Consider the following 22430-nt stretch of genomic DNA (forward strand, 5'->3'; position numbering starts at 1 on the left):
CCCAGAAGCCAAAGAACTGGCCGGAGCTCCCGGAGCCCGGGCCTTGGAGGAGCGTGCATGACCCCGGACAACGGCACCATCATCGGTGAAGACGGCCTTGCCCGTCCCTTGTGGGCTGCTTCGGACCCGCTGATGCAGGCGTACTACGACCACGAGTGGGGCATGCCCGTACGCGATGAGCAGGGCATGTACGAACGCATCAGCCTTGAGGCCTTCCAAGCGGGCCTTTCCTGGGCCACCATCCTCCGAAAACGGGATGCGTTCCGGAAGGCGTTCCTGGACTTCCATCCGGACAGCGTCGCCGCATTCACCGAAGACGACGTGGAACGGCTCATGCTGGACTCCGGTATCGTCCGCAACCGCCTCAAAATCCGCGCCGCCATTACCAACGCCAAGGCCACCATCGCGCTGCGCGAAGAGGGTGGCCTGGTGGATTTCGTCTGGTCCTTCCAGCCGGAGGCTACCCCGACACCTCGTACACATGCGGACATCCCCACCACATCACCCGAGTCGATCGCCTTGTCCAAGGCACTCCGGAAAAAGGGCTTCGCGTTCGTTGGACCCACCACCATGTATGCCCTGATGGAAGCGATCGGAATCATCGACACACATCTGGTGGACAGCCACCGCCGCGGGTCATCGGGAGTTTGGGCCTGAGCAAGCGGCACGTCACGCGAATCCAAGTTCTGCGTCTCCGAACCTTGTCCATAGAAGTGTGAAACTTTATCCACAGGGGTGGATAAAGTCTGTGGACATCCACGTAAAAAGTGCTCTCATCGGTGCTCTGACGCTGATTTTGCTCGTCTGATTCACCCGAGCCAGTTATACCCACTGTGTACTGTGCTGTGGATAGTGCTCCAAGCTTCATCGAAAGTTCAGCCTGGCAGCATTGCCGGGTTTGCCGGAAGTCGCTTCGACGTCTCCTTGAGTGCCGTCTTTCCACAGCTGCACTGACCCCGTGAATGCCCCGGTAGAGACCAACGGGTCCAGAAGGTTACCCACTTAATAACAACCACCTACCCACAAGTTATCCACAGATGGGGAAAACTTGTGGGTTTCGCAGCCAAAATCCGCGTGATCGCAGGCCCCAGCGCGTCTGGTGCGGGGTGAACTACAGAGATGTAAGTTATTAACAGTGTTGATAAGCCTGTTGATAGATGTGGCTGACAGGCTTCATTAACAGGGTTATCCACACGGGCCGACATTTGGCCCTTATTGTCCACATCCTTGGGCACAACGGGGACAAAGTTATCCACAGGTGTGGAGAAATTCATGCCTTTCGGGGGATATCTGCCGATCTGACCGCCCGTAGGACGGGCTGAGGGTCTAACTACACAGGTGTAAGTTACGCACAGTGTGGATAACAGCTGTGGATAACCTGGCTTCTTCGTGTTTAAGGACGGAGCGCCGATACCGTGTTCCGGTGGGCGTACCGTGGTGCCATGAAGATCGACTTCAAGAAGCAAGTGCCGAGCTACAGCGCCAAACACGGCCGGTTCTCCATAGTCACGGTCCCCAGCCTGCAGTTCCTGATGATCGACGGCCACGGCGATCCGAACACATCACAGGCCTACAGGGACGCACTGACCACGCTGTACCCGGTGGCCTACAAGCTGAAGTTCTTCAGCAAGAACGAGCTGGGCAGAGACTACGGCGTGATGCCTTTGGAAGCCCTATGGTGGGCTGACGACATGGAGTCGTTCACCAGCGCCAGGGATAAGTCACAGTGGGACTGGACGTTGATGACCATGGTTCCGGACTGGATCACGCTTGAACACTTTGAAACAGCACGCGACGTGACAGCCAAGAAGGGGGAGGCCCCTGCCTTGGAGGCACTGCGCTTGGAAACCTTTGATGAGGGCATGAGCGTGCAGACGCTCCACAGAGGCTCATACGATGACGAGGCGCCCGTCCTCGAGGAGATGCACAACAGCTTCATTCCGGGACAATCACTGGTGATGACGGGAAGGCACCATGAAATCTATCTCAGCGACCCGCGCCGTACCGAGCCGGAGAAGCTCAAGACCATCCTGCGGCAGCCGGTACGGCAGGGTGAAGCTGGTTTTCGCTAGCCCGCCGTGACGCGGATCCACGTGACCACGGCCAGCAGGCCGGCCACCAGGATGAGGCCGCCGGTTTGCAGGAGGGCCTGGTTCTTGCCTCTGGGGGCATAAGCGATCACAGCGGCCGCGAGTCCGCCCGTTATCAGGCCTCCCAAGTGGGCCTGCCAGGCAATGCTGGGTACAAAGAAGCCGATCGCGCCATTGATGGCGATCAGAACCCAGAGCTGCTTGGTTTCGCCGCCACGGTGGCGTTGCACCACCAACATGGCTCCGAAAAGCCCGAAGATGGCCCCGGACGCACCCACAACAGCCACGGGCGGGAGCATCGGGGTCAGGGCAAGGTAGCCCACTGATCCACCGATGGCAGAGATCAGGTACACCGCAAGGAACCGGATACGCCCGAGCAGTGGCTCAAGGGCTTGTCCGAAAATCCACAGCGTATACATGTTCAAAACGATATGAAGAAGGAATCCCTGCGAGTGCAGGAAGGCCGCGGTGAGCATGCGCCACGGCTGGCTGTCAGCGAAGATGTTCGCGAAAGCGAAGTTCTGGAAGACCGCGTCCCCTGGCACAACCCACTGAAGGACGAAGATCAGCAGGCACAAGCCAATGATCACGTACGTCACCAACGGCCGGCCTACAGCCAAGGCACCGCCGTACGGCGACCGGTAGGCCGGCGTCGTACGTTTTTGTTCGTTGATGCAGTCAACGCATTGGAACCCGACGGCGGCCGCCCGCTGGCACTCGGGGCACGCAGGGCGCCCACAGCGCTGGCACCGCACATAGGAGGGCCTGTCCGGGTGCCTGGGGCACACCGGAATATCAGCGGACGGCTCGGCCGACGGAATTCCGTAACTCATGAGCTCAGGTTCAGGGAGTGACTAGAGCTGTTCGATGTCGATGCTGTTGATGACAACGTCCTCAACAGGGCGGTCGCCCATGCCGGTACGGACGGCTTCGATGGAATCCACAACCTTGCGGGATTCCTCATCCGTGACCTCGCCGAAGATGCTGTGCTTGCCGAAGAGCCAGTCGGTGTTCACCGTGGTGATGAAGAACTGTGACCCGTTGGTGCCCTTGCCCATCTGGATACCGGCGTTGGCCATGGCCAGCTTGTACGGAGCGTTGAAAGTCAGTTCCGGGTGGATTTCGTCATCGAACTGGAAGCCCGGTCCGCCAACGCCGCGACCCAGGGGATCGCCGCCCTGGATCATGAAGTCCTTGATAATCCGGTGGAAGATGGTGCCGTCGTACAGCGGCGTTCCGGTCTTGTCTTCGCCCGTTTCGGGGTGGTTCCAGGACTTTTCGCCCGTGGCCAAGCCAATGAAGTTGGCGACCGTCTTGGGCGCGTGGTTGCCGAAGAGGTCAACCTTGATGTCGCCGAGGGTCGTGTGGATCGTTGCTTTTGCGGTTGCGATGGTCATGGCCCCATTGTTTCATGCAGGGTCAACGCCGGTGGAGTTGTAAAGCCGGTTCCGCGCTCGGTGAAATCCGGGTCGAATCCGGCAGATGAATAGCCGGTGTTCTCCAAGCGACGTAGGCTAGCAACAAACGAGCATGTGTATCGGGAGGTAGTTGTGAAGAAATCAGACCGTATTGCCCGCGACCTCGAACAATCGGTTGTGACCGGTGTGGACAACGCCCGCGACTGGGCGGCACCCCGTGTGGAAGCCGCAGTCAACTGGGCTGTTCCGCGTATCCAGCACGGCATTGACACCGCTTCCCCCAAGATCCAAGAGGGGCTGAAGTCCGCTGCGCACAACCTCGCCGATGGCGTTGCAGTTGTCACACCGCGGATTCAGGATGGGCTGGCGCACCTTGCGCCGAAGATCCACGACGTCGTCGAGGACGCAACACCCCGGATCCAGGAGACGCTCAACAAAGCCACTCCGGCTCTTGGCCTCGCCCGGGACAAAGTAGTGGACGAATACCTGCCCAAGCTGTCCGAACAGTTGGGTCAGGCTTCGGTAGCGGTTCACCACGCTTTGGAGAACGCCCCGGCCCAGGTGGATGCCGTTGCGCAGAGGCTGGTTGACTCCGGTGTTGTGCACAGCGTCCAGGAGCAGGCGCAAGCCACGGGCAAGCACCTTAAGGCTGTTGCCGACGAAGCCGGCAAGGCTGTTTCCACCAAGCTGGGCAAGGAACCGAAGCCGAAGAAGCGCGGCTGGTTGATCGTGACGGTCATCGCCGCTGCGGCTGCTGCCGGAGTTGCCGCCTGGAAGGCTTCCAAGCCGGTGGAGGACCCGTGGAAGACTCCTTCCCCGGTTACCCCGACGCCCGCTCCGGTTCCGGCATCGTCGTCTGCTCCGGCTCCGGCCGACGCAGCTGCTTCTGCTGCGCCGGTCGCTGAGTCCGGCACCTCGGACATCACGCCTAAGGAAGCTGCAGCTGAGGCCGAGCAGGCCACCAAGGACGCTTTCAAGAACGTTGAAGATTCCGCAGCCAAGGTGGCCACCGACGCCAAGACTGCCGTGAAGAACATCGCGGCCAGCTTGAACAAGGACTCCGAAGGCACGGACTCCGACGCCAAAGGTGCACAGAACTAACACCTGACGAGCTGTCCCTGGAATGGGAGCACGTCAACCAATTGAAGGGATCCCGGCCGCTGCCGGGGTCCCTTCAGTGTTTGCCGGCTTGTAACCAAACCCTCCATCGGCCGCACTCGCACGAGTGTTAGATTTGGAGTGATGTCAGCCGATAGACCCTTCGCGGGTACCCTCCAGGATGCTCCGGAGCCTCCGGGCGTGTCCATCGTCATCCCGGCGTATAACGAGGAAAGCGTCATTCGCCAGTGCCTCATCGCGGCCATCTATCAGTCCGTTCCTGCCGACGAGATCATCGTGGTGGACAACCTGTCCACGGACCGCACGGCGCGGATCGTGCGCCAGATGCAGCAGGAATACCCCGAAAGCCCCATCATTCTTTTGCGGCAGGACGCTGCCCAGGGCTTGATCCCCACACGCAACCACGGATTGAACAGCGCCACGGGAGACGTCGTGGGCCGCATCGACGCAGACTCAGTCCTGGAGCCCGATTGGGTTGAACAGGTCCAAAAGGCATTCATGGACCAGTCGGTCGCCGCGGCAACCGGCCCCGTGGTCTATTACGACATGCCCATGCGCCGCTTCGGGCTCAAGGCCGACGACAAGATGCGCCAGCTCATGCTGCGCCTGGCCAAACACCAGTACCATTTTCTTTTCGGTTCCAACATGGCCCTTCGCCGCACCGCGTGGGAGACTATCCGCGATGAGACCTGCCTCGACCCCAAGGACGAGATGCATGAGGACATCGATCTCTCACTGCACCTCTTCGAGCATGACCTCAAAGTGCAGTACCTGCCCCAGATGGTTTCGGGGATGTCGGCCCGCAGGCTTGAGGATTCACCGCGCGACTACCGCTACTACGTCCAGCGCTTCGATCGGACGTACAAAGCACACAACGTCAAGAAAATGGCGCTGAAGGCGCCCATGGTGGTGTTCTTCTCGGTGTACTTCCCGGCCAAGTTGCTGCGCGCCATCCACACTGCCAACGCTGCCCAAGGCGTCCGCCGGGGCGGCGTCTAGGCGCCCTGCGCCCACCAACAAGCGCCCGACGCCGGAACGTCAGTCGGTGCCCAATTCAGCTTCGCGTCGGTCCGCCTCGGAGCGGCCACGTCGCTGCCCGGCAACTACCACGGCCAAACCGATAAGAATCAGTGCCAGTCCCGCGTAGGTTCCGGCCGGCAACGTTTCCTTCAGGAAGATGGCGGCCAGTATCGCAGCACCCGGTATCTCCAACAGGATGATCATGGAAACGAGCAGCGGGCTCATCGTCGCCAGCAGATGGTTGAAGGCCGTATGCCCAACCAACTGCGCACAAACGGTGATGGCAATAATGCCAAGCCAGCCTCCGGCGTCGAACCCTGTCAGTGGCTGCGCGCTGAACAAAGCCAGCACCGCCACGATTGCCGCGCACATTCCGTAACAGAGCGTTGTATAGGTTCCCGTTCCCATGGATTGGCGGGCTTTCCCACCGGCGAGGGTATAGAGGCCCGCCAGGGCACCGCCGGCAAGTGCCAGAATGTCGCCGAGCAGGGCCTCCGGGGAGGAACCCATGTCGAACCCGGTGATGGCAACAACTCCACCGAACGCGATTCCCAAGCCCAGCAGCACCGGCCAGCGGTGCCGCGTACCCCGGAACAACTGGAACACGGCGATCCACCCCGACTGCAGGCATACCAAGGCAGTGGCGGCAGCCACCGACGTCAGCTGCAGAGCCGTGATGAAGCAGGCAAAGTGAAATGCCAGTGCTACGGCAGCCACGACGGACCAGCCAAACTCCCGCCGGCTGATCCTGCCGAAGGCCTTCGGCTCCCGGATGGCAACGGGAGCCGCCATTACCACTGCACCAATTGCATTCCGCCAAAAAGCGATGGCCAATGCCGTCACTGAGGTTGCACCGAGGGTGCCTGCGATGAGCGGTCCGGAAGAGGCAACACCCAGTACTCCCAGGGCGGCAATGAGAAGGGTCACGGATCAACCCTAGTGGGGAGGGGGAGTACTCCGACCCCTATCTGATGCTCCAACAGTGTGATTGTCTGGACTCAGCATTCCAGCGAGCCGGTGACGGCGTACCCAAGGGGTTATCTGAGTGAATACGGCACCCGTCGGTTCCGGCGCCAAACGCCGGCGCTCTGTCCTGCTGCTGGTGGCGGCCGGGGTGCTGGCGACTGCACTGATCGTCGCCGGGTGGTTCGCTGTTTCTTCCGACCGGCCTGACGAGCCCGAAGGAAACAGGACAGCTCTTCCCAAGATCTTCCCGGTACCGCAGCATGTCCGGGCGGGAACCGGTGATTCTGTTTCCTTCTCCGGCCACGTGTATGTCGTCGCCACTGCGGGAACCGATCAAGCCTCAACCGCCGCCGTGCAGGACCTTGTGACCGGTGCTGGGGGCACTGCCGAGGTGGTGACGGCGCTGGCCAACCCGCGCGAAGGCTCATCCGCCATCCATCTGGGCACAGACACAGCCGTCAGCCCGGTTCTTAAGGAACTTCAGGTGGACGGAGACTCCACAGTTCGTGACGCCCTGGGACACGCGGAAGGATACGCGATTGCCACCGGCCGGCCTGACGGGATCCCGACGGCGGTGCTCGCCGGACGGGACAACGATGGCGTGTTCCATGCCGTGCAGACCCTTCGCCAGCTGATCAAGGACGGTTCAATGGCACCGGTCCTGGTGAGTGACTGGCCGCTGATGGAAACGCGGGGAGTCATCGAGGGGTTCTACGGCACGCCGTGGTCACATCAGGCCCGCTTGGATGTCATTGGCTTCGCGGGGAGCCAGAAGATGAACACCTACATCTATTCGCCCAAGGACGATCCCTTGCTGCGGGACAAGTGGCGGGAGCTTTACTCCAATGAGGAGCTCAACGAGCTACGGGAGCTGATCGATACAGCTGCTGCCAACCACATCCGTTTCACCTATGCCCTCTCACCTGGAATCGACGTCTGCTATTCGCGCGACGCCGACCTTGACGACGCCGTCGCCAAGCTTGAATCCCTGTATTCCCTGGGGGTTCGTTCCTTTGTGATTCCCTTGGATGACATCGCCACCAAGGTCCAATGTGCCGAGGATCTCCGCGAGTTCGGATCGGGCCAGGCAAACCTGGCCAAGGCGCAGGCATCCTTCCTCAATGACGTGAATGAGAAGTTCATCGCTGCCAAGGACGGCGTCCTGCCGCTGGAAACGGTCCCCACGTTCTATAACGGCTCAGCCGGAAGCCCCTATAAGCGCGAACTCGGGCGAGCACTGAATCCGGGGATTGTGGTGCAGTGGACGGGCGAAGATGTGGTCTCGCACCGGATGACGCGGGAGTCTGCGGAGACCGCCGGCCAGACCTACGGAAGCCCCGGGGATCCGCGGAGCATCGTCATCTGGGACAACTATCCGGTGAACGACTTCTCCCAGGACCATCTGTTCCTGGCCCCCGTGATCGGCAGGGATGCGGATCTCCACCGATCAATCGAGGGCATCGTGACCAACCCGATGATCCAGCCGTATCTCTCCTTGCCCGCCGTCTTCAATTATGCGGACCTCTCATGGAATGGCCCTGCCTACGACCCCACCTCTTCCATGAATGCCGCCTTGTCGCTGCTCGCGGGTCCTGATCCTGAAGTCCAGGCCGCTGTCCGGGCCTTCGCGGACCTGAACCAGGATTGGCAGGACGACGAACTTACTCCTTCGGCGCCGGAGCTGCAGCGCGATATCGACCAGTTCTGGAGCGATTACGACGCCGGCAGGTCACCTTCCGGGGCGTTGAGGGACCGCGCTGGTCTGCTTCAGCGGCTTCCCCAGCTCCTGCCCCGGATGGCGGTGCCTGGTTTCGCCCAGGACGGTGCCACATGGGTTTCAGCGGCCGCTGAGTACGGACGGGGCGTGGAGGAGGCCCTCACGATGCTTGAGGCTGCCAAACGGGGCGACACCCAAGCCTCAGCAGCCGCCCGTGTCAACGTTCAGCGCGCTCTGAAGGCCGCCGGCGCCAAGACGCAACCCACCCTTGAACTCGGTGTGGTGACACCCGTTTTGGGGAATGGCGAACTGGCCGCGTTCCTCGAACGGGCCCTCCAGCAAGTCCCGGCCGGCTGACTGCGCTGTTTTGTTGGCCATGACGCGGCCCTAGTTGATCCCGCGTAGAAATTGGCATACTTCGACTTAAAAGCAAAAGTCCCGGTCATTTCTGACCGGGACTTTTCTTATGGTGGAGGCACGGGGACTCGAACCCCGAACCCCCTGCTTGCAAAGCAGGTGCGCTACCAATTGCGCCATGCCCCCATAAGAAGCAACCCGTCAATCATACCCCATGTCCGAGCCGGTAATTACCAGTCCGCACCGGGCTCCTCGGCTAGTCGACCTTGTCGGTTGACTTGCTCCAGACATCCTTCCGGGCTTCGGATTCCTGAGCCTTTTTATAGACCAGGACACCTGCGACTGCCGCTGCTACAACTACCAGCAACTTCTTCACAAGTACCTCATTCCGGTTCAGTTTTACCTGAACCTCTTTCGGTTCCGTGGGCGTACCAGGACTTGAACCTGGGACCTCTTCGTTATCAGCGAAGCGCTCTAACCGCCTGAGCTATACGCCCCGATGCCTCATCGGGCCGAGATATGACTGTACAGCACATCCCGGCCCGATCTCAAATCGAGGCATTTTCGCGAAGGTTTCACGCCAATTTCGGCGGATTTCCGCGGATTTCCCTTAGTCGTCGGTCAAGGTGACGCCTACGCCACCAACCAACGTTGCGGAAATGTTATACAGCACGGCGGAGAGCATGGAAAGTGCCGTCAGCAAGACCACGTTCACCACGGCAATGATGGTGGCAAAGGATGCCACCTGACCAAGGGATGCGATCTTCTTCAGTTCGAATCCGCTGCCTTCAGAGCCCGCAAGGGTTCCCAGGAGGCTGTCGACCTGATTGAAAATTCCTGTGAGATCCAGCACGGTCCACAGCACGATGGCCGCAACCACGGTGACAATGCCCAGCGCAACAGACAACAGGAATGCCATCTTCAAGACGGACCAGGGGTCCACCTTGCTGATCAGGAGCCGTGCGCGACGGACCTTTGCCTTGGGAGCAGGCTTCACCAAGCCGGGTGCGCCCTGTGCGGGGCGCTGACCTGTTGAGGCCGGACGCTGTCCTGGCTGGGCGGGACGTTGTCCGGGGGCGCCGGCGGGACGCTGGCCTGCCTGGGCAGGACGCTGTCCCGGAGCGCCGGATGGCCTCTGCGAGGAGTTGGCCCCGGTGGCTGGGCGTGCTCCAGCGGCGCCGGCTGCGGTGGCCCCGGTTCCGGGACGCTGTTGGGGCCGTGCAGGCGTTCCTGACTGTGCGCTGCCCGAGGGCTGCCGGAGTCCGCCGGGGACACCTGTGCTCGGCTTGGGATATGAGTCGGAATTACTCACTCGTTACCTCCGGTGTTGTCTTCGTTCAGCTCCGCGCCCGATTCGGTTTCCGGGTCTGCGTCGTTTTCCGTTTCGGCCGTCACGGTCGCCTCGGAGGCGCCGTCGTTTGCAGCCAACGTTACGTCATCGTCGAGTCCGTCCTCTGACTCTTCGACTTCCAAGCCGCGTTCGCTGTTGCGTGCAACCTCAATAATGCGGTCATTCTTGTCCGGCTTGGCGAAGATGACGCCCATGGTGTCACGGCCCTTGGCGGGGACTCCGGTCACAGCCGATCGGACCACCTTGCCGCCTTCCATGACCACCAGGACTTCGTCCTCTTCCTGCACGATCAAGGCGCCCACAAGGTCGCCGCGGTCTTCTGCAAGCTTGGCTACCTTGATGCCCAGGCCGCCACGGCCCTGCAGCCGGTATTCGTCGACGGCGGTCCGCTTGGCGTAGCCACCTTCGGTCACGATGAAGACGAAGGAGCCGTCCTGGACCACGTCTGCGGCAAGCAGTTCGTCATCTTCACGGAACTTCATACCGGTCACACCGGATGTTGCACGGCCCATGGGGCGCAGAGCGTCATCGGTGGCTGTGAACCGGATGGATTGACCCTTGCGGGACACCAGGAGAAGGTCATCGGTCTCGCTCACCAGCTGGGCGGAGACCAATTCGTCTTCGTCGCGCAGGTTGATCGCGATGACGCCGGCTGTGCGGTTGGTGTCGTAGTCCTCCAACCGTGTCTTCTTGACCAGGCCGTTCTTGGTGGCCAGCACCAGATACGGCGCCTGCTGGTAGTCCCGCAGATCAAGAACCTGGGCGATGTGCTCATCCGGCTGGAACGCCAGCAGGTTGGCAACGTGCTGGCCCTTGGCGTCACGCCCGGCCTCAGCAAGCTCGTACGCCTTGGCCCGGTACACCCGGCCAAGGTTGGTGAAGAACAGCAACCAGTGGTGCGTGGTGGTGACGAAGAAGTGCTCCACGACGTCGTCGCCTCGCAGCTGGGCACCCTTGATGCCCTTGCCGCCACGCTGCTGCGAACGGTAGTTGTCGCTGCGGGTGCGCTTCACATAACCGCCGCGGGTAATGGTGACAACCATTTCCTCTTCGGGGATCAGGTCCTCCATGGACATATCCCCATCGAAGCCCATCAGGATGTGGGTCCGGCGGTCATCGCCGTGCTTGGCGACGATCTCGGCAAGTTCTTCGCTGATGATCTGGCGCTGCCGTTCCTCGGAAGCAAGGATCGCGTTGTATTCCTCGATCATCGCTTCAAGCTCGGCATGGCGGTCCTGGATCTTTTGGCGTTCCAGGGCGGCCAGACGACGCAGCTGCATGTCCAGGATGGCGCGGGCCTGGAGTTCATCAATCTCCAGGAGCTCCATGAGGCCTTCGCGAGCGGCTTCAGTGGTGTTGGACGCACGGATGAGGGCAATGACCTCGTCCAGCATGTCCAGTGCCTTGAGGAGTGCGCGCAGGATGTGCGCCTCTTCCTCAGCCTTGCGCAGGCGGTAGCGGGTCCGGCGGGCAATGACATCCATCTGGTGCGTGACCCAGTGGCGGATGAAGGCATCAAGGCTCAAGGTGCGCGGAACGCCGTCGACAATTGCCAGCATGTTCGCCGAGAAGTTGTCCTGCAACTGCGTGTGCTTGTAGAGGTTGTTCAGGACAACCTTGGCCACAGCATCGCGCTTGAGCACAATCACCAGGCGCTGGCCGGTACGGCCGGAAGTTTCATCACGGAGGTCCGCAATGCCCGAAATTTTGCCGTCCTTGACCAGCTCGGCAATCTTGATGGCCAGGTTGTCCGGGTTGGCCTGGTACGGAAGCTCAGTAACCACCAGGCAGGTACGGCCCTGGAGTTCTTCGACATTGACCACGGCGCGCATGGTGATGGAGCCGCGGCCGGTGCGGTAGGCGTCTTCGATGCCCTTGTGGCCCAGAATCGTGGCACCGGTGGGGAAGTCAGGTCCCTTGATGCGCACCAACAGCGCCTCGAGGAGCTCTTCCCGCGTGGCCGTGGGGTTCTCAAGTGCCCACTGCACGCCCTCGGCAACCTCGCGAAGATTGTGCGGCGGGATGTTGGTGGCCATGCCGACGGCGATGCCCGAAGAACCGTTGACCAGCAGGTTGGGAAAACGCGCCGGCAGGATGGTGGGTTCCTGGTTCTTGCCGTCGTAGTTGTCCTGGAAGTCGACGGTTTCCTCGTCGATGTCCCGAACCATTTCCATGGCCAACTGCGCCATCTTGGTTTCGGTGTAACGCGGTGCAGCGGCACCGTCGTTGCCCGGCGAACCAAAGTTGCCCTGGCCAAGTGCCAACGGGTACCGCATGGTCCAGTCCTGGATCAGGCGCACCAAGGCGTCGTAGATCGCCATGTCACCGTGCGGGTGGTACGTACCCATGACGTCGCCAACCACGCGGGCACACTTGTTGAAAGAGCGGTCCGGGCGGTATCCGCCGTCGAACATTGCATACAAAACACGGCGGTGTACCGGCTTGAGGCCATCGCGGACGTCCGGAAGGGCGCGGCCGACGATAACAGCCATGGCGTAGTCCAGGTAGGACCGCTGCATCTCCGTCTGCAGGTCCACCTGCTCCACGCGGTCAGTCAGCACATCACCCTCAAGAACAACATCCTCGGCGTCATTCGAGGCCGGGACTTCGGGAGTTTCGTCACTCATAATCTAAGGTTTCCGTTTCAGGTATATGTCAGTTCTGGAATATTCAGATGCCCTTTGCGGGACCCTAGATATCGAGGAACCTGACGTCCTTGGCGTTCTGCTGGATGAAGTTGCGGCGCGATTCGACGTCCTCGCCCATCAGGACGGAGAAGGTCTGGTCGGCGGCGAGTGCGTCATCCATGGTGACCTGCAGCAGCGTCCGGCGGTCCGGGTCCATGGTGGTATCCCACAGCTCGGTGTAGTCCATTTCGCCGAGACCCTTGTAACGCTGGATGCCGTTGTCTTTGGGGAGCCGCTTGTTCATCGCAGCGCCCTTGCGGATGGTCTCGTCGCGTTCGCGGTCACTGTAGACGTAGTCGTGCGCTGCGTTGGACCACTTGATCCGGTACAGCGGCGGCTGGGCGAGGTACACGTAGCCGTTTTCGATGAGCGGGCGCATGTACCGGAACAGCAGAGTCATCAACAGGGTGGTGATGTGCTGGCCGTCGACGTCGGCATCGGCCATCAGGACGATCTTGTGGTACCGGAGCTTGGCGATGTCGAAGTCTTCGCCAATGCCCGTACCGAAAGCCGTGATCATGGACTGGACTTCGGCGTTGCCGAGGGCCTTGTCCAAGCGGGCGCGTTCAACGTTCAGGATCTTGCCGCGGAGGGGCAGGATGGCCTGGGTTTCCGGATTGCGACCACGTTTGGCCGAGCCACCTGCCGAGTCACCCTCCACAAGGTAGACCTCGCAGCGCGAAGGATCCTTGGATGAGCAGTCGGAGAGCTTACCGGGCATGCCGAAGGATTCCAGCGGGCTCTTCCGGCGGGCGTTATCGCGGGCCTTTCGCGCGGCCATGCGAGCCTGGGCGGCCGAAATAGCCTTGCGGATCACGTCGCGGGCAGGGCCCGGGTTGCGTTCCAGCCAGTCTCCCAGCTGATCCGTCACAACGCGCTGGACGAAGCCCTTGACCTCGGAGTTGCCCAGCTTGGTCTTGGTCTGGCCTTCAAATTGCGGTTCGGACAGCTTGACCGAAATTACTGCCGTCAGACCTTCACGGATGTCATCGCCCGTGAGGTTGTCTTCCTTTTCCTTGATGATGCTCTTCTCGCGCGCGTAGCGGTTGATGAGCGAGGTCATTGCGGCGCGGAAGCCTTCTTCGTGCGTTCCACCCTCGTGGGTGTTGATGGTGTTCGCATACGTATGGACGCTTTCGGAGTATGCGGTGGTCCACTGCATGGCAACCTCGACGGCGATGTGCCGCTCGGTGTCTTCGGTTTCGAAAGCGATGACGTCCTCGTGGACGATTTCGACCTTCTTGTTCGAGTTGAGGTGCTTGACGTAGTCCAGCAGGCCGTCCGGGTACTGGTACACCACGGTGCGGTGCTCGGCGGCTACTTCGCCTTCGGTGGCCACCGCATCCAGATCCAGGTCGTCATCGCCGTCGCGGGAGATAGGACGCTCATCGGTCAGTGTGATCCGCAGGCCCTTGTTGAGGAAGGCCATCTGCTGGAAACGGGCACGGAGGGTTTCGAAGTCGAACTCGGTGGACTCGAAAATGGTGCCGTCCGGGTAGAACGTCTGCGACGTTCCCGTGGCAACCGTTTCTTCGCCCTTGACGAGTTCGCCTTGGGGCTTGCCACCGTCGGCAAAGGTCATCCGCCACACGTGGCCCTGGCGGCGGACTTCCGTATCCACCCGGCGGGACAGGGCGTTCACCACGGAAATACCCACGCCGTGAAGGCCACCGGAAACTGCGTAACCACCGCCGCCGAACTTACCGCCGGCGTGCAGGATGGTCATCACCACTTCAACCGTGGGCTTGCCTTCGGTGGGGTGGATGTCCACGGGAATGCCGCGGCCATCATCGACGACGCGGACGCCGCCGTCGGCGCGGAGCGTGACCTCAATGTGGCTGCAGTAGCCGGCCAATGCCTCGTCAACAGAGTTATCCACTACCTCATAGACCAAGTGGTGCAAGCCGCGGGGACCGGTGGAACCGATGTACATGCCGGGGCGCTTGCGTACCGCTTCGAGGCCCTCAAGCACGGTAATATCGCTGGCACCGTACTCCCTGGGCGCCTCTTCGGGCGTGTCAGGCTTGGGAACAGTCTCCTCTTCGGGCTCTACTGCCAAGGTCTCTGCATTGTCGTTAGCCACAGGCGCTTTCGACTCCTCTGTACTCGATGTCGGCCGTTCCCGGTGCTGTCCACGGCGAACCGGGGCCGTCAACGGGCACGTGACTGATTGCGCCGATTACTCCGACGAAAGGGGTCCCCGTTGCCACAAGGTGGATCCAGGACCCCAACGACGTTTCACCGGCGCTCAGTGATCTACGCCAATTCTATCGTGGAAACACGCGAATCCTTGCAAATACGGGGGCAGCCGAGAGCTGAATATGGCCATGGGAGGCCGCTGGCCCTATCTGCAATGGCCCTGCGGTGGTCCCGATGGGTGCCTATACGGCTCCGGGGCGTTGAATCGCCCTGCACGCCGTTTAGCCGTAAGTGTCGCGCGGCCCGCGGCCGTTGACGCTGCGTCCGCCTTTTCGCCAGCTCGGAGCCGAAGGACCCAGCACCTGGATGCTGGTCACCACGCCTTCACCCAGTTCATTCCGGAACATTTCCAAGAGGCTCGTACTCAGCAAGCGCAGCTGCGTCGCCCAGGCGGTGGAATCACAGCGGACATGAAGGGTGGTGTCCGTGAAGCTCTCCGGTGTGCAATGGGCTGAGATGTCCGGGCCAACCAGGGTTTCCCACTCCGCCATGACGGATCCAACAGCCACGGGTGACGTCCACCCACGCTCGGCGACCAAACGGCCCACCACATTTCCGAGGCCCAAGGGGTCCCGTCCGCTGCCGTGGAACTGGGCGAAGCCACGGGTATCCCGGATGCCCTTGCGTTTCGGTGCCGATCCGGGGCGGGGGGCGCGCTGCCTCACTTCGCCACGGGCAGCAGCAGCCTCGCGCATGCGGTTCAGCGCCGCCTGGGCAGCATCGATCTCATCCGGATCACGACCGGGTTGAAGTCCGTCGCGGCTATCCTTCGCCATCGATGCCTCCCGGAACAACGGTTACGCGCCGTCCGGCCAGCTCCTCGGGGATATCGGCGTCGACGGCGGCAGTCACCAGCACCTGCTCGGCGCCAGCCACTATTGCAGCCAGTTTACGCCGACGCTGAACATCGAGTTCAGCGAAAACATCGTCCAGGATAAGGATCGGAGCGGTACCACCGGTGCGGGCGTCGTCCAGCATCACGTAATAGGAAGCCAGACGCAGGGACAAGCACATCGACCACGTTTCACCGTGGGATGCATAGCCCTTGGCGGGGGCCTGGCCCAACACCAGTTCAAGCTCGTCGCGATGGGGCCCAACCAGGGAGATGCCACGTTCCAGTTCCTTCTTCCGCGATGCTGCGAAGGCTTGGATGTAGCGTTCGGTGAGTTCATCCACGGACAGCAGCCGGAGGTCATCAACCGACGCCGAAGGTTCCGTACCGACTTCGGCCGGGCCGCCGTCGTCGTCCAGGACGCCCTGGATGGTTGAGCGGTAGACCGCACCGGCCTCTTTGGATCCGTCGGTGAGCTGCGCATAAGCGCTGTTCAGATGGGGCCGCAAGCGCTCCACCAATTCGAGGCGGGCGTGCAGGAGTTCAGCGCCGGCCCGGGCCATGTGCTGGTCCCACACGTCCAAAGTCGCCTCATGGCCCGCCGTGAATTTCCCCGCCCGGGCAGATTTCAGGAGCGCATTGCGCTGTTTGAGCACGCGATCGTAGTCGCTGCGCGTGGCTGCATGCCGTGGGATGAGGCTGACCAGCAGCTCGTCCAGGAACCGCCGGCGGTTCGAAGGATCACCCTTGACCAGCGCCAGGTCTTCCGGTGCGAACAGCACCGTGTGGCAGATGCCCAGGATGTCCCTGGCCCGAACCGGATTTCCGCGGTTGATGCGGCCGCGGTTGGCGCGTCCGGCGTTGATCTCCAGTTCGATGACCGTCGATTGTTCTCCGCGGACGAGCTTGGCACGGATCATGGCCCGTTCAGCACCGAAACGCAGCAACGGAGCATCCGTACTGACCCGGTGGGAGCTCAAAGTCGCCAAGTATCCGATGGCTTCCATGAGGTTGGTCTTGCCGATCCCGTTGGAACCAACCAGGACAGTCACGCCAGGGCCGAGTTTCAGGTCAACCTGTGCGTAGCTGCGGAAATCCGTCAGGGAGAGATGTTCGAGGTACACGCCGTTTGCAGGACTCCTGCGGCCTAGTTGGCCGGACGGGTGGCGTGTCCGCCAAACTGGTGGCGCAGGGCGGAAACCATCTTCATGGCCGGTGAGTTGTCCTCGCGGGAAGCGAACCGGGCAAAGAGCGCAGCCGTGATGGCCGGCGCCGGCACAGCATTGGCGATGGCTTCTTCCACGGTCCAGCGGCCTTCGCCAGAGTCTTCCACATAGTCGTCAATCGAGGCCAGCCCCGGATCTTCATCCAAAGCCTTGACCATGAGGTCCAGGAGCCAGGATCGGACAACCGTGCCCTTCTGCCAAGCCCGGAAAGTCCCCGGAAGGTCCTTCACGATGTCCTTGGCTGCGAGCAATTCGTAGCCCTCGGCATAGGCCTGCATCAAGCCATATTCGATGCCGTTGTGGACCATCTTCGCGTAGTGGCCGGCGCCAACACCGCCAACGTGGACGAAGCTGTCAGCTCGTTCGCCTTCGGGGCGAAGAGCATCGAAGACCGGCATGGCGAGTTCGATGTCTTCATCGGCGCCGCCGGCCATCAGGCCGTAGCCGTTCTCGAGTCCCCAAACACCGCCGGAGACACCGCAATCCGCGAAGCGGATGTTCTTCTCGGCCAGTGCAGCGGCGTGCTTCTGGTCCTCGGTAAAGCGGGAGTTGCCACCGTCAATGACCAGGTCACCCGGGCTGAGTTTCTCACCAAGTTCGCTCACGACGGAATCGGTAATTGCACCGGACGGCACCATAACCCACACCACCCGCGGGGTGGGAAGAGCTGCAATGAGTTCATCCACGGAGGCAACATCGGTGACGTCCGGATTACGGTCGAAGCCAGTGACCTCGATGCCACCGTTTCGCATGCGCTGACGCATGTTGAAACCCATTTTTCCGAGGCCGATCAGACCGATGTGCACAGTGTGAACTCTTTTCTGCGAAGTTGGTGGGTACGTTCCAGTTAGTTGGGGAGGCGGACCGGCATCACGAGGTAGCGGTAGTCGTCCTGGTCCTCGCCATCCGCTTCAGCCTGGGCCGTGATCATGGCGGGCTTGGGAGCAGTGGTGAAGGAGAAACGAACGTATTTGGTTTCGATGACACTCAAGCCTTCAACCAGGTAATGCGGGTTGAAGGCCACGGTGATGTCCTCACCGGACAGTTGGGCTTCGAGTTCCTCCGACGCCTGTGCATCTTCACCGGTCCCGGCGTCGAGGTTCAGCAGTCCCTGGGTGAAGGCGAGCCGTACCGGGGTGTTTCGCTCGGCCACGAGTGAAACACGGCGAACGGCTTCGACCAGTTCCTGGGTCTGGACTGTTGCGTGGATCGGGGTTGAGTCCGGGAAGAGGGACCTGATCTTGGGGTAATCGCCGTCCACCAGAAGGGAGGTGGTGGTCCGTCCGCCGCTTTCGAAGCCGATGAGCCGGCTGTCGTCGTCCGCCAAGGCGAGGTTGATGTCACCGCTGCCACCAAGGGTCTTGGCCACTTCGTTCAGCGTTTTGGACTTGACCAGGGCACTGGTGGAAATGCCGGGAGTAACCGGCTTCCACGGAACTTCGCGCATGGCGAGGCGGTAACGGTCTGTGGCAAGGAGCGTAATGAGGTCGTCCTCGATCTCCATGCGGACACCCGTGAGGATCGGGAGGGTGTCGTCTTTGCTGGCCGCGATGATCACTTGGGAAACAGCCTGGGCGAAGGCGTCGCCGGGCAACGTACCGCTGATGGCCGGCAAAGCCGGAAGTGCCGGGTACTCCGACTCGGGCATGGTGGCCAGGTGGAAGCTGCTTCGACGGCACGTGAGGGTGACTTTGCTGCCATCGGTCTCAACTTCGACAGGAGCTGACGGGAGGCTTCGGCAGATGTCTGCCAATAAGCGTCCGGACACCAAAATGGTGCCCTCAACAGCGATATCCGCAGGGATTTCCAGGCGTGCCGAGGTCTCGTAGTCGAAGCTGGAGAGGCTGACGGTTCCTGCCTCAGCTTTGAGGAGGAGGCCGGAAAGCACGGGTACGGGCGGCCGCGGAGACAACGACCGCGCGGTCCACGTAACGGCTTCTGCCAGGACGTCGCGGTCGACTCTGAACTTCACGGAGGGGTGCCGCCTTTCATTGCTGCTGCCATGTAGTAGCTGCGGTTTCCTGCTTGGAAGCCGCTAAATCTTCGCAGTCCGGCACCGGAACCTGCATGGTCCGCACTCAGCGAACTACAAACAGACCCAAGGATGGGAGCGCTGCTGACAGCTTAGCCGGAAGATCCGGGATTAACCCATCCCCGTCGGACCGGACCCCAACTCTGTGGACAGCCGCAGGCCGGGCTTTGGCCTGGCTGGTGGTCTGCATGTGGTCCGCCTCTGGCGGGGCGGGATGGTCGCAGAACGAGATTGTTATTTGAGGGATTTCAATTTTTTGGGATTCGTAGTGTTAATAACTGCTGTGGAAACTGTGGATAACCTGATCTCACCGCGGAGTTCCGCGGTTAAGCCCTGTTCACGGACTGTGCGTTAACTGGGTTTTAAACAGGGTGTGGATGGGGACAACTCCCAGGCCCATTTTTAACGATCCACAGATGCCTTAAGGGTTTTAAGCCCATTAACCGCGCTTGTCCCCTTAAGTATCCACAGGCTTATCCACATGCACCTGTTAATAAGGTATGTAGTGGCGGGTGCGATGTGGAATTCAGGAGTCGCGCTGCTGCTGTTTGATGCGGTTGGTCAGCTCGGTGACCTGGTTGTAAATCACACGGCGCTCGGCCATCAGTTCGCGGATCTTACGATCAGCGTGGATGACGGTGGTGTGATCGCGGCCGCCCAGCTCTTGTCCGATCTTCGGCAGAGACATATCCGTCAGCTCGCGGCACAGGTACATGGCGATCTGCCGTGCGGTTACCAACGTGCGGGTGCGGGACTTGCTGCAAAGCTCTTCCATGCTGAGCTTGAAGTAGTCCGCGGTCTGGTCCAGGATCTGCTTCGCCGTGATCTCTTGGGCGCCGTCGTCGGTGATCAGGTCCTTGAGCACCATCTCAGCCAGAGCCACATCCACCGGTTGGCGGTTCAGGCTGGCGAAGGCGGTGACGCGGATCAGGGCGCCTTCAAGTTCGCGGATGTTACTGGAGATCTTGGACGCGATGTACTCGAGGGCGTCGTCAGGTGCTGACAGGCCTTCGCTGAGGCCCTTCTTGCGGAGGATCGCGATGCGGGTTTCCAGTTCCGGCGGCTGGATGTCCGTGAGCAGGCCCCATTCGAAGCGGGACGTCATGCGGTCCTCGAACCCGGCGAGCATCTTGGGTGGCTGGTCGGAGGTGATGACAACCTGCTTGTTGGCATTGTGCAGGGCGTTGAACGTGTGGAAGAACTCTTCCTGCGTCCGGTCCTTGCCCGCCAGGAACTGGATGTCATCGATCAGCAGCACATCGACATTGCGGTACGTGGTCTTGAAGCTGGTGCCCTCGTCGTCTCGAATGGAGTTGATGAAGTCGTTCGTGAACTCCTCGGAGTTCACGTAGCGGACACGGATTCCGCTGTAGAGCCGGCGGGCATAGTGGCCGATGGCGTGCAGCAGGTGGGTCTTGCCCAGGCCCGAGTCCCCGTAGATGAACAGCGGGTTGTAGGCCTTGGCGGGCGCTTCGGCAACAGCGACGGCGGCCGCGTGCGCAAAACGGTTGGACGAACCGATGACGAAAGTATCGAAGATGTACTTCGGGTTCAGGCGTCCGAACTCATGCGAGGTACTGGGCGGGGTGGGCTGCGGCTTCGGCTCGGCGAAGTCGGACACCGCAGAAAGCTCGACGACGGGTTCCGGCTCCGCGTGCACGGGCACCAGATCAGTGTCCACGTCGATGGCGCAACGGATGTCGTCCGAGAACACGCTGCGGAGGGCATCGTCCAGAGCGTCCTTGACCTGCGTCTGGAGGACTTCGCGGGTGAGCTCATTGGGAACGGCTACCAGCAGTGTGGAACCGATGAGGCCCTGGGCCTGGGCGAGGATGACGAAACCACGCTGACGGGGTGAAACCCGGTCGTCCTGCTCCATGAGGCTCAGCACCCTGCGCCAGGAACTTCCGACAGTGTTGGCGTGGTTGGCTTCGTCTACTGTCATCAATCAGTTCCTAAATACTTGCTTGCCGGCGTTGCTGGCAGCCGAAGTCACTCCGGCGGCGTTGTTCTGGGCGATAATCCACAGAGTTATACACAGCGGGTGGACATTGGGCTACTGAGCCACTCTAGGGGATGAAATCGCTAGAAGATAGCTGGGAAGTTGCCTGTGGATAATTACACCGTTGTGGTTCTCCAATACGGCCTGTGAGCCAGTTCATCCACAGGCTGGGAACGGTAGTTGGGCACAGCTGTGGATAGCTCCGCGGCAGGCTCCCGGTTTGACTGTGGGTGCCTTTTTGCCCTAACGTTGTGAAGTCCTTTGTGTCCGCTTTTGAGATCAGTTGTAACCCCGTACGTTCACCGTGCGGAAGGCAACGGCGGCAGGCACATACAAAACTTAGCGTCGGCCAGTTCTTCCCCTTTTTTGATCGGGTGGGCGCACCTTTGATCCACTGGAGTAACTAACGTGAGCAAGCGGACTTTTCAGCCGAATAACCGCCGTCGGGCCAAGAAGCACGGCTTCCGCCTTCGTATGCGCACCCGTGCCGGCCGCGCCATCCTGGCTGCCCGTCGCGGCAAGGGCCGCGTCGAACTGTCGGCGTAAATAACTGACTTGTCGGTCAGGGTCTTTTTGCGGGTTCGACGGTGCTAGCCACCCCTAACCGTCTGCGGACGTCTACCGACTTTTCAACAACTGTACGTTCCGGCGTCCGCAATGGACGCCGGAACTTAGTGTTATATACGGCCTCTATCGGGGCCGGGGAGCCGAGTCGAATCGGCTTCATTGTCTCCAAAGCCGTCGGGAACGCCGTGACCAGGAACCTCGTTAAGAGGAGACTGAGAGAAGCAGGCGCACTGTCCTTGCACACGCATGGAACAGGGCTGGCGGTCGTGGTCCGGGCATTGCCCGCAGCTGCATCTGCCAGCTGGGAGCAACTGCTCTCTGACTACAACGCCGCACTGGCAGTGACGACGAAGCGATTGGGTGGGCCAGCTCCACGCAACGCTTCGACTGAACACAACGGCACCACAACGGAAGGGACACCGCGTGCATGACATAAGCACCGCCGTCGTTCCTTCCTCAAGCGCGCCCTCCGGACAGGTTCCCTCCAGGAATCTGTCCGCTGCGGTGGGCGCCTTCCTCTGGGATTTGCCCCGCAACATCCTCATTCTCTTGCTGAAGACGTACCGCAAGGTCATCTCGCCCCTGTACGGCCAGGTTTGCCGTTTCTTTCCCTCCTGCTCGGCGTACGCGCTCGAAGCAGTAACGGTGCATGGCGCCGTGAAGGGCAGCTGGCTCGCAGCCAAAAGGCTCGCCAAATGCCACCCTTGGAACGCCGGTGGAGTGGACCATGTCCCCGCCGGCCACCGTCACTGGCCCGAAGGCCGGACGCCCACAATTGTTGTACTGAACAATCCGGACCAGTTCCTGGCTGCTCAGGCTGATGAAGAAGGCCGCTCGGCGGCCTAAC

The 22430-nt window shown here is 61.3% G+C and carries 19 protein-coding genes, 2 tRNA genes and 1 pseudogene; 8 read left to right on the forward strand and 14 right to left on the reverse strand.

The window, feature by feature from the left end:
• Positions 1–57 precede the first annotated feature (57 nt).
• Both QF015_RS19905 and QF015_RS19910 read left to right on the forward strand, forming a co-directional pair.
• Entirely contained in the window at positions 58–657 is a 600-nt protein-coding gene (locus QF015_RS19905; RefSeq protein ID WP_310208208.1) for a DNA-3-methyladenine glycosylase I, read from the forward strand.
• A gap of 785 nt (positions 658–1442) precedes the next feature.
• Positions 1443–2072: a GyrI-like domain-containing protein gene (locus QF015_RS19910; RefSeq protein ID WP_429390522.1), complete on the forward strand. Its 630-nt coding sequence runs from the start codon at positions 1443–1445 to the stop codon at positions 2070–2072.
• Here the strand turns inward: QF015_RS19910 and QF015_RS19915 are convergent.
• Both QF015_RS19915 and QF015_RS19920 read right to left on the reverse strand, forming a co-directional pair.
• Complete coding sequence (locus QF015_RS19915; protein ID WP_310208202.1) at positions 2069–2923, reverse strand: rhomboid family intramembrane serine protease; 855 nt, start codon at positions 2921–2923, stop codon at positions 2069–2071. The genes QF015_RS19910 and QF015_RS19915 overlap by 4 nt on opposite strands.
• A 21-nt stretch (positions 2924–2944) precedes the next feature.
• The gene (locus tag QF015_RS19920) at positions 2945–3487 is read right to left on the reverse strand and encodes a peptidylprolyl isomerase (protein WP_159700318.1); all 543 of its coding nucleotides are present in this window, start codon (positions 3485–3487) and stop codon (positions 2945–2947) included.
• Positions 3488–3640: 153 nt separating this feature from the next.
• On the opposite strand from QF015_RS19920, the gene QF015_RS19925 reads away from it, so the two are divergent.
• Positions 3641–4609, forward strand: a complete 969-nt coding sequence (locus QF015_RS19925; protein ID WP_429390523.1) for a hypothetical protein — start codon at positions 3641–3643, stop codon at positions 4607–4609.
• 141 nt (positions 4610–4750) lie between these two features.
• Positions 4751–5626, forward strand: coding sequence for a glycosyltransferase (locus tag QF015_RS19930; protein WP_310208198.1), 876 nt, complete (start codon positions 4751–4753; stop codon positions 5624–5626).
• Positions 5627–5665: 39 nt separating this feature from the next.
• On the opposite strand, the gene QF015_RS19935 is transcribed toward QF015_RS19930, so the two are convergent.
• Positions 5666–6574, reverse strand: coding sequence for a DMT family transporter (locus QF015_RS19935; RefSeq protein WP_310208197.1), 909 nt, complete (start codon positions 6572–6574; stop codon positions 5666–5668).
• Positions 6575–6692: 118 nt separating this feature from the next.
• Between QF015_RS19935 and QF015_RS19940 the strand changes: the two genes are divergently transcribed.
• Positions 6693–8687 (forward strand): beta-N-acetylhexosaminidase family protein, encoded by a 1995-nt coding sequence (locus QF015_RS19940; protein WP_429390524.1) that lies wholly within the window; start codon positions 6693–6695, stop codon positions 8685–8687.
• Between the two features lie 110 nt (positions 8688–8797).
• Here QF015_RS19940 and QF015_RS19945 read toward each other — a convergent pair.
• The 11 genes and pseudogenes from QF015_RS19945 to dnaA all read right to left on the reverse strand — a co-directional run bounded on the left by QF015_RS19945 (position 8798) and on the right by dnaA (position 20959).
• A tRNA-Ala gene (locus QF015_RS19945) sits at positions 8798–8873 on the reverse strand.
• A gap of 70 nt (positions 8874–8943) precedes the next feature.
• Positions 8944–9063, reverse strand: coding sequence for a DLW-39 family protein (locus QF015_RS19950; RefSeq protein ID WP_310208192.1), 120 nt, complete (start codon positions 9061–9063; stop codon positions 8944–8946).
• Positions 9064–9110: 47 nt separating this feature from the next.
• A tRNA-Ile gene (locus tag QF015_RS19955) sits at positions 9111–9184 on the reverse strand.
• A 113-nt stretch (positions 9185–9297) separates the two neighbouring features.
• Positions 9298–9999, reverse strand: coding sequence for a DUF3566 domain-containing protein (locus tag QF015_RS19960; RefSeq protein WP_429390525.1), 702 nt, complete (start codon positions 9997–9999; stop codon positions 9298–9300).
• Positions 9996–12665 carry a DNA gyrase subunit A gene (gene gyrA / locus QF015_RS19965; RefSeq protein ID WP_429390526.1) on the reverse strand — a complete coding sequence of 890 codons (2670 nt, stop codon included), beginning with the start codon at positions 12663–12665 and terminating at the stop codon, positions 9996–9998. The genes QF015_RS19960 and gyrA overlap by 4 nt, the downstream gene beginning before the upstream one ends.
• Positions 12666–12729: 64 nt before the next feature.
• Positions 12730–14808, reverse strand: coding sequence for a DNA topoisomerase (ATP-hydrolyzing) subunit B (gene gyrB / locus QF015_RS19970; RefSeq protein WP_310208188.1), 2079 nt, complete (start codon positions 14806–14808; stop codon positions 12730–12732).
• A 337-nt stretch (positions 14809–15145) separates the two neighbouring features.
• The gene (locus QF015_RS19975) at positions 15146–15700 is read right to left on the reverse strand and encodes a DUF721 domain-containing protein (RefSeq protein ID WP_172321969.1); all 555 of its coding nucleotides are present in this window, start codon (positions 15698–15700) and stop codon (positions 15146–15148) included.
• Positions 15687–16880, reverse strand: a complete 1194-nt coding sequence (recF, locus tag QF015_RS19980) for a DNA replication/repair protein RecF (RefSeq protein ID WP_429390527.1) — start codon at positions 16878–16880, stop codon at positions 15687–15689. The genes QF015_RS19975 and recF overlap by 14 nt, the downstream gene beginning before the upstream one ends.
• Positions 16881–16903: 23 nt before the next feature.
• Positions 16904–17818 (reverse strand): annotated as a pseudogene (gnd, locus tag QF015_RS19985) (phosphogluconate dehydrogenase (NAD(+)-dependent, decarboxylating)); the annotation flags it as partial.
• 11 nt (positions 17819–17829) lie between these two features.
• Positions 17830–18954: a DNA polymerase III subunit beta gene (gene dnaN / locus QF015_RS19990; RefSeq protein WP_011772783.1), complete on the reverse strand. Its 1125-nt coding sequence runs from the start codon at positions 18952–18954 to the stop codon at positions 17830–17832.
• Positions 18955–19540: 586 nt separating this feature from the next.
• Positions 19541–20959 (reverse strand): chromosomal replication initiator protein DnaA, encoded by a 1419-nt coding sequence (dnaA, locus tag QF015_RS19995; RefSeq protein WP_026541014.1) that lies wholly within the window; start codon positions 20957–20959, stop codon positions 19541–19543.
• 465 nt (positions 20960–21424) lie between these two features.
• Here dnaA and rpmH point away from each other — a divergent pair, with 465 nt between their 5' ends.
• The 3 genes from rpmH to yidD are packed head-to-tail and all read left to right on the forward strand — an operon-like array spanning position 21425 to position 22429.
• Positions 21425–21562, forward strand: coding sequence for a 50S ribosomal protein L34 (gene rpmH / locus QF015_RS20000; protein WP_011776797.1), 138 nt, complete (start codon positions 21425–21427; stop codon positions 21560–21562).
• Positions 21563–21603: 41 nt separating this feature from the next.
• On the forward strand, positions 21604–22014 hold the full coding sequence (rnpA, locus tag QF015_RS20005; protein WP_310208173.1) for a ribonuclease P protein component: 411 nt from the start codon (positions 21604–21606) through the stop codon (positions 22012–22014).
• On the forward strand, positions 21944–22429 hold the full coding sequence (gene yidD / locus QF015_RS20010) for a membrane protein insertion efficiency factor YidD (RefSeq protein WP_397337201.1): 486 nt from the start codon (positions 21944–21946) through the stop codon (positions 22427–22429). The genes rnpA and yidD overlap by 71 nt, the downstream gene beginning before the upstream one ends.
• The last annotated feature ends 1 nt before the right edge of the window (position 22430 follow it).

The organism is Paenarthrobacter sp. TE4293 (genome assembly GCF_050435325.1).
Classification (GTDB): Bacteria; Actinomycetota; Actinomycetes; order Actinomycetales; family Micrococcaceae; genus Arthrobacter; species Arthrobacter nitroguajacolicus_C.

What these genes read in the sequence shown, in the direction of transcription:
- QF015_RS19910 (WP_429390522.1), top strand. Translation starts at nt 1,443, where the DNA reads ATGAAGATCGACTTCAAGAAGCAAGTGCCGAGCTACAGCGCCAAACAC.
- QF015_RS19915 (WP_310208202.1), bottom strand. Translation starts at nt 2,923, where the DNA reads ATGAGTTACGGAATTCCGTCGGCCGAGCCGTCCGCTGATATTCCGGTG.
- QF015_RS19920 (WP_159700318.1), bottom strand. Translation starts at nt 3,487, where the DNA reads ATGACCATCGCAACCGCAAAAGCAACGATCCACACGACCCTCGGCGAC.
- QF015_RS19930 (WP_310208198.1), top strand. Translation starts at nt 4,751, where the DNA reads ATGTCAGCCGATAGACCCTTCGCGGGTACCCTCCAGGATGCTCCGGAG.
- gyrA (WP_429390526.1), bottom strand. Translation starts at nt 12,665, where the DNA reads ATGAGTGACGAAACTCCCGAAGTCCCGGCCTCGAATGACGCCGAGGAT.
- QF015_RS19905 (WP_310208208.1), top strand. Translation starts at nt 58, where the DNA reads ATGACCCCGGACAACGGCACCATCATCGGTGAAGACGGCCTTGCCCGT.
- dnaA (WP_026541014.1), bottom strand. Translation starts at nt 20,959, where the DNA reads ATGACAGTAGACGAAGCCAACCACGCCAACACTGTCGGAAGTTCCTGG.
- QF015_RS19975 (WP_172321969.1), bottom strand. Translation starts at nt 15,700, where the DNA reads ATGGCGAAGGATAGCCGCGACGGACTTCAACCCGGTCGTGATCCGGAT.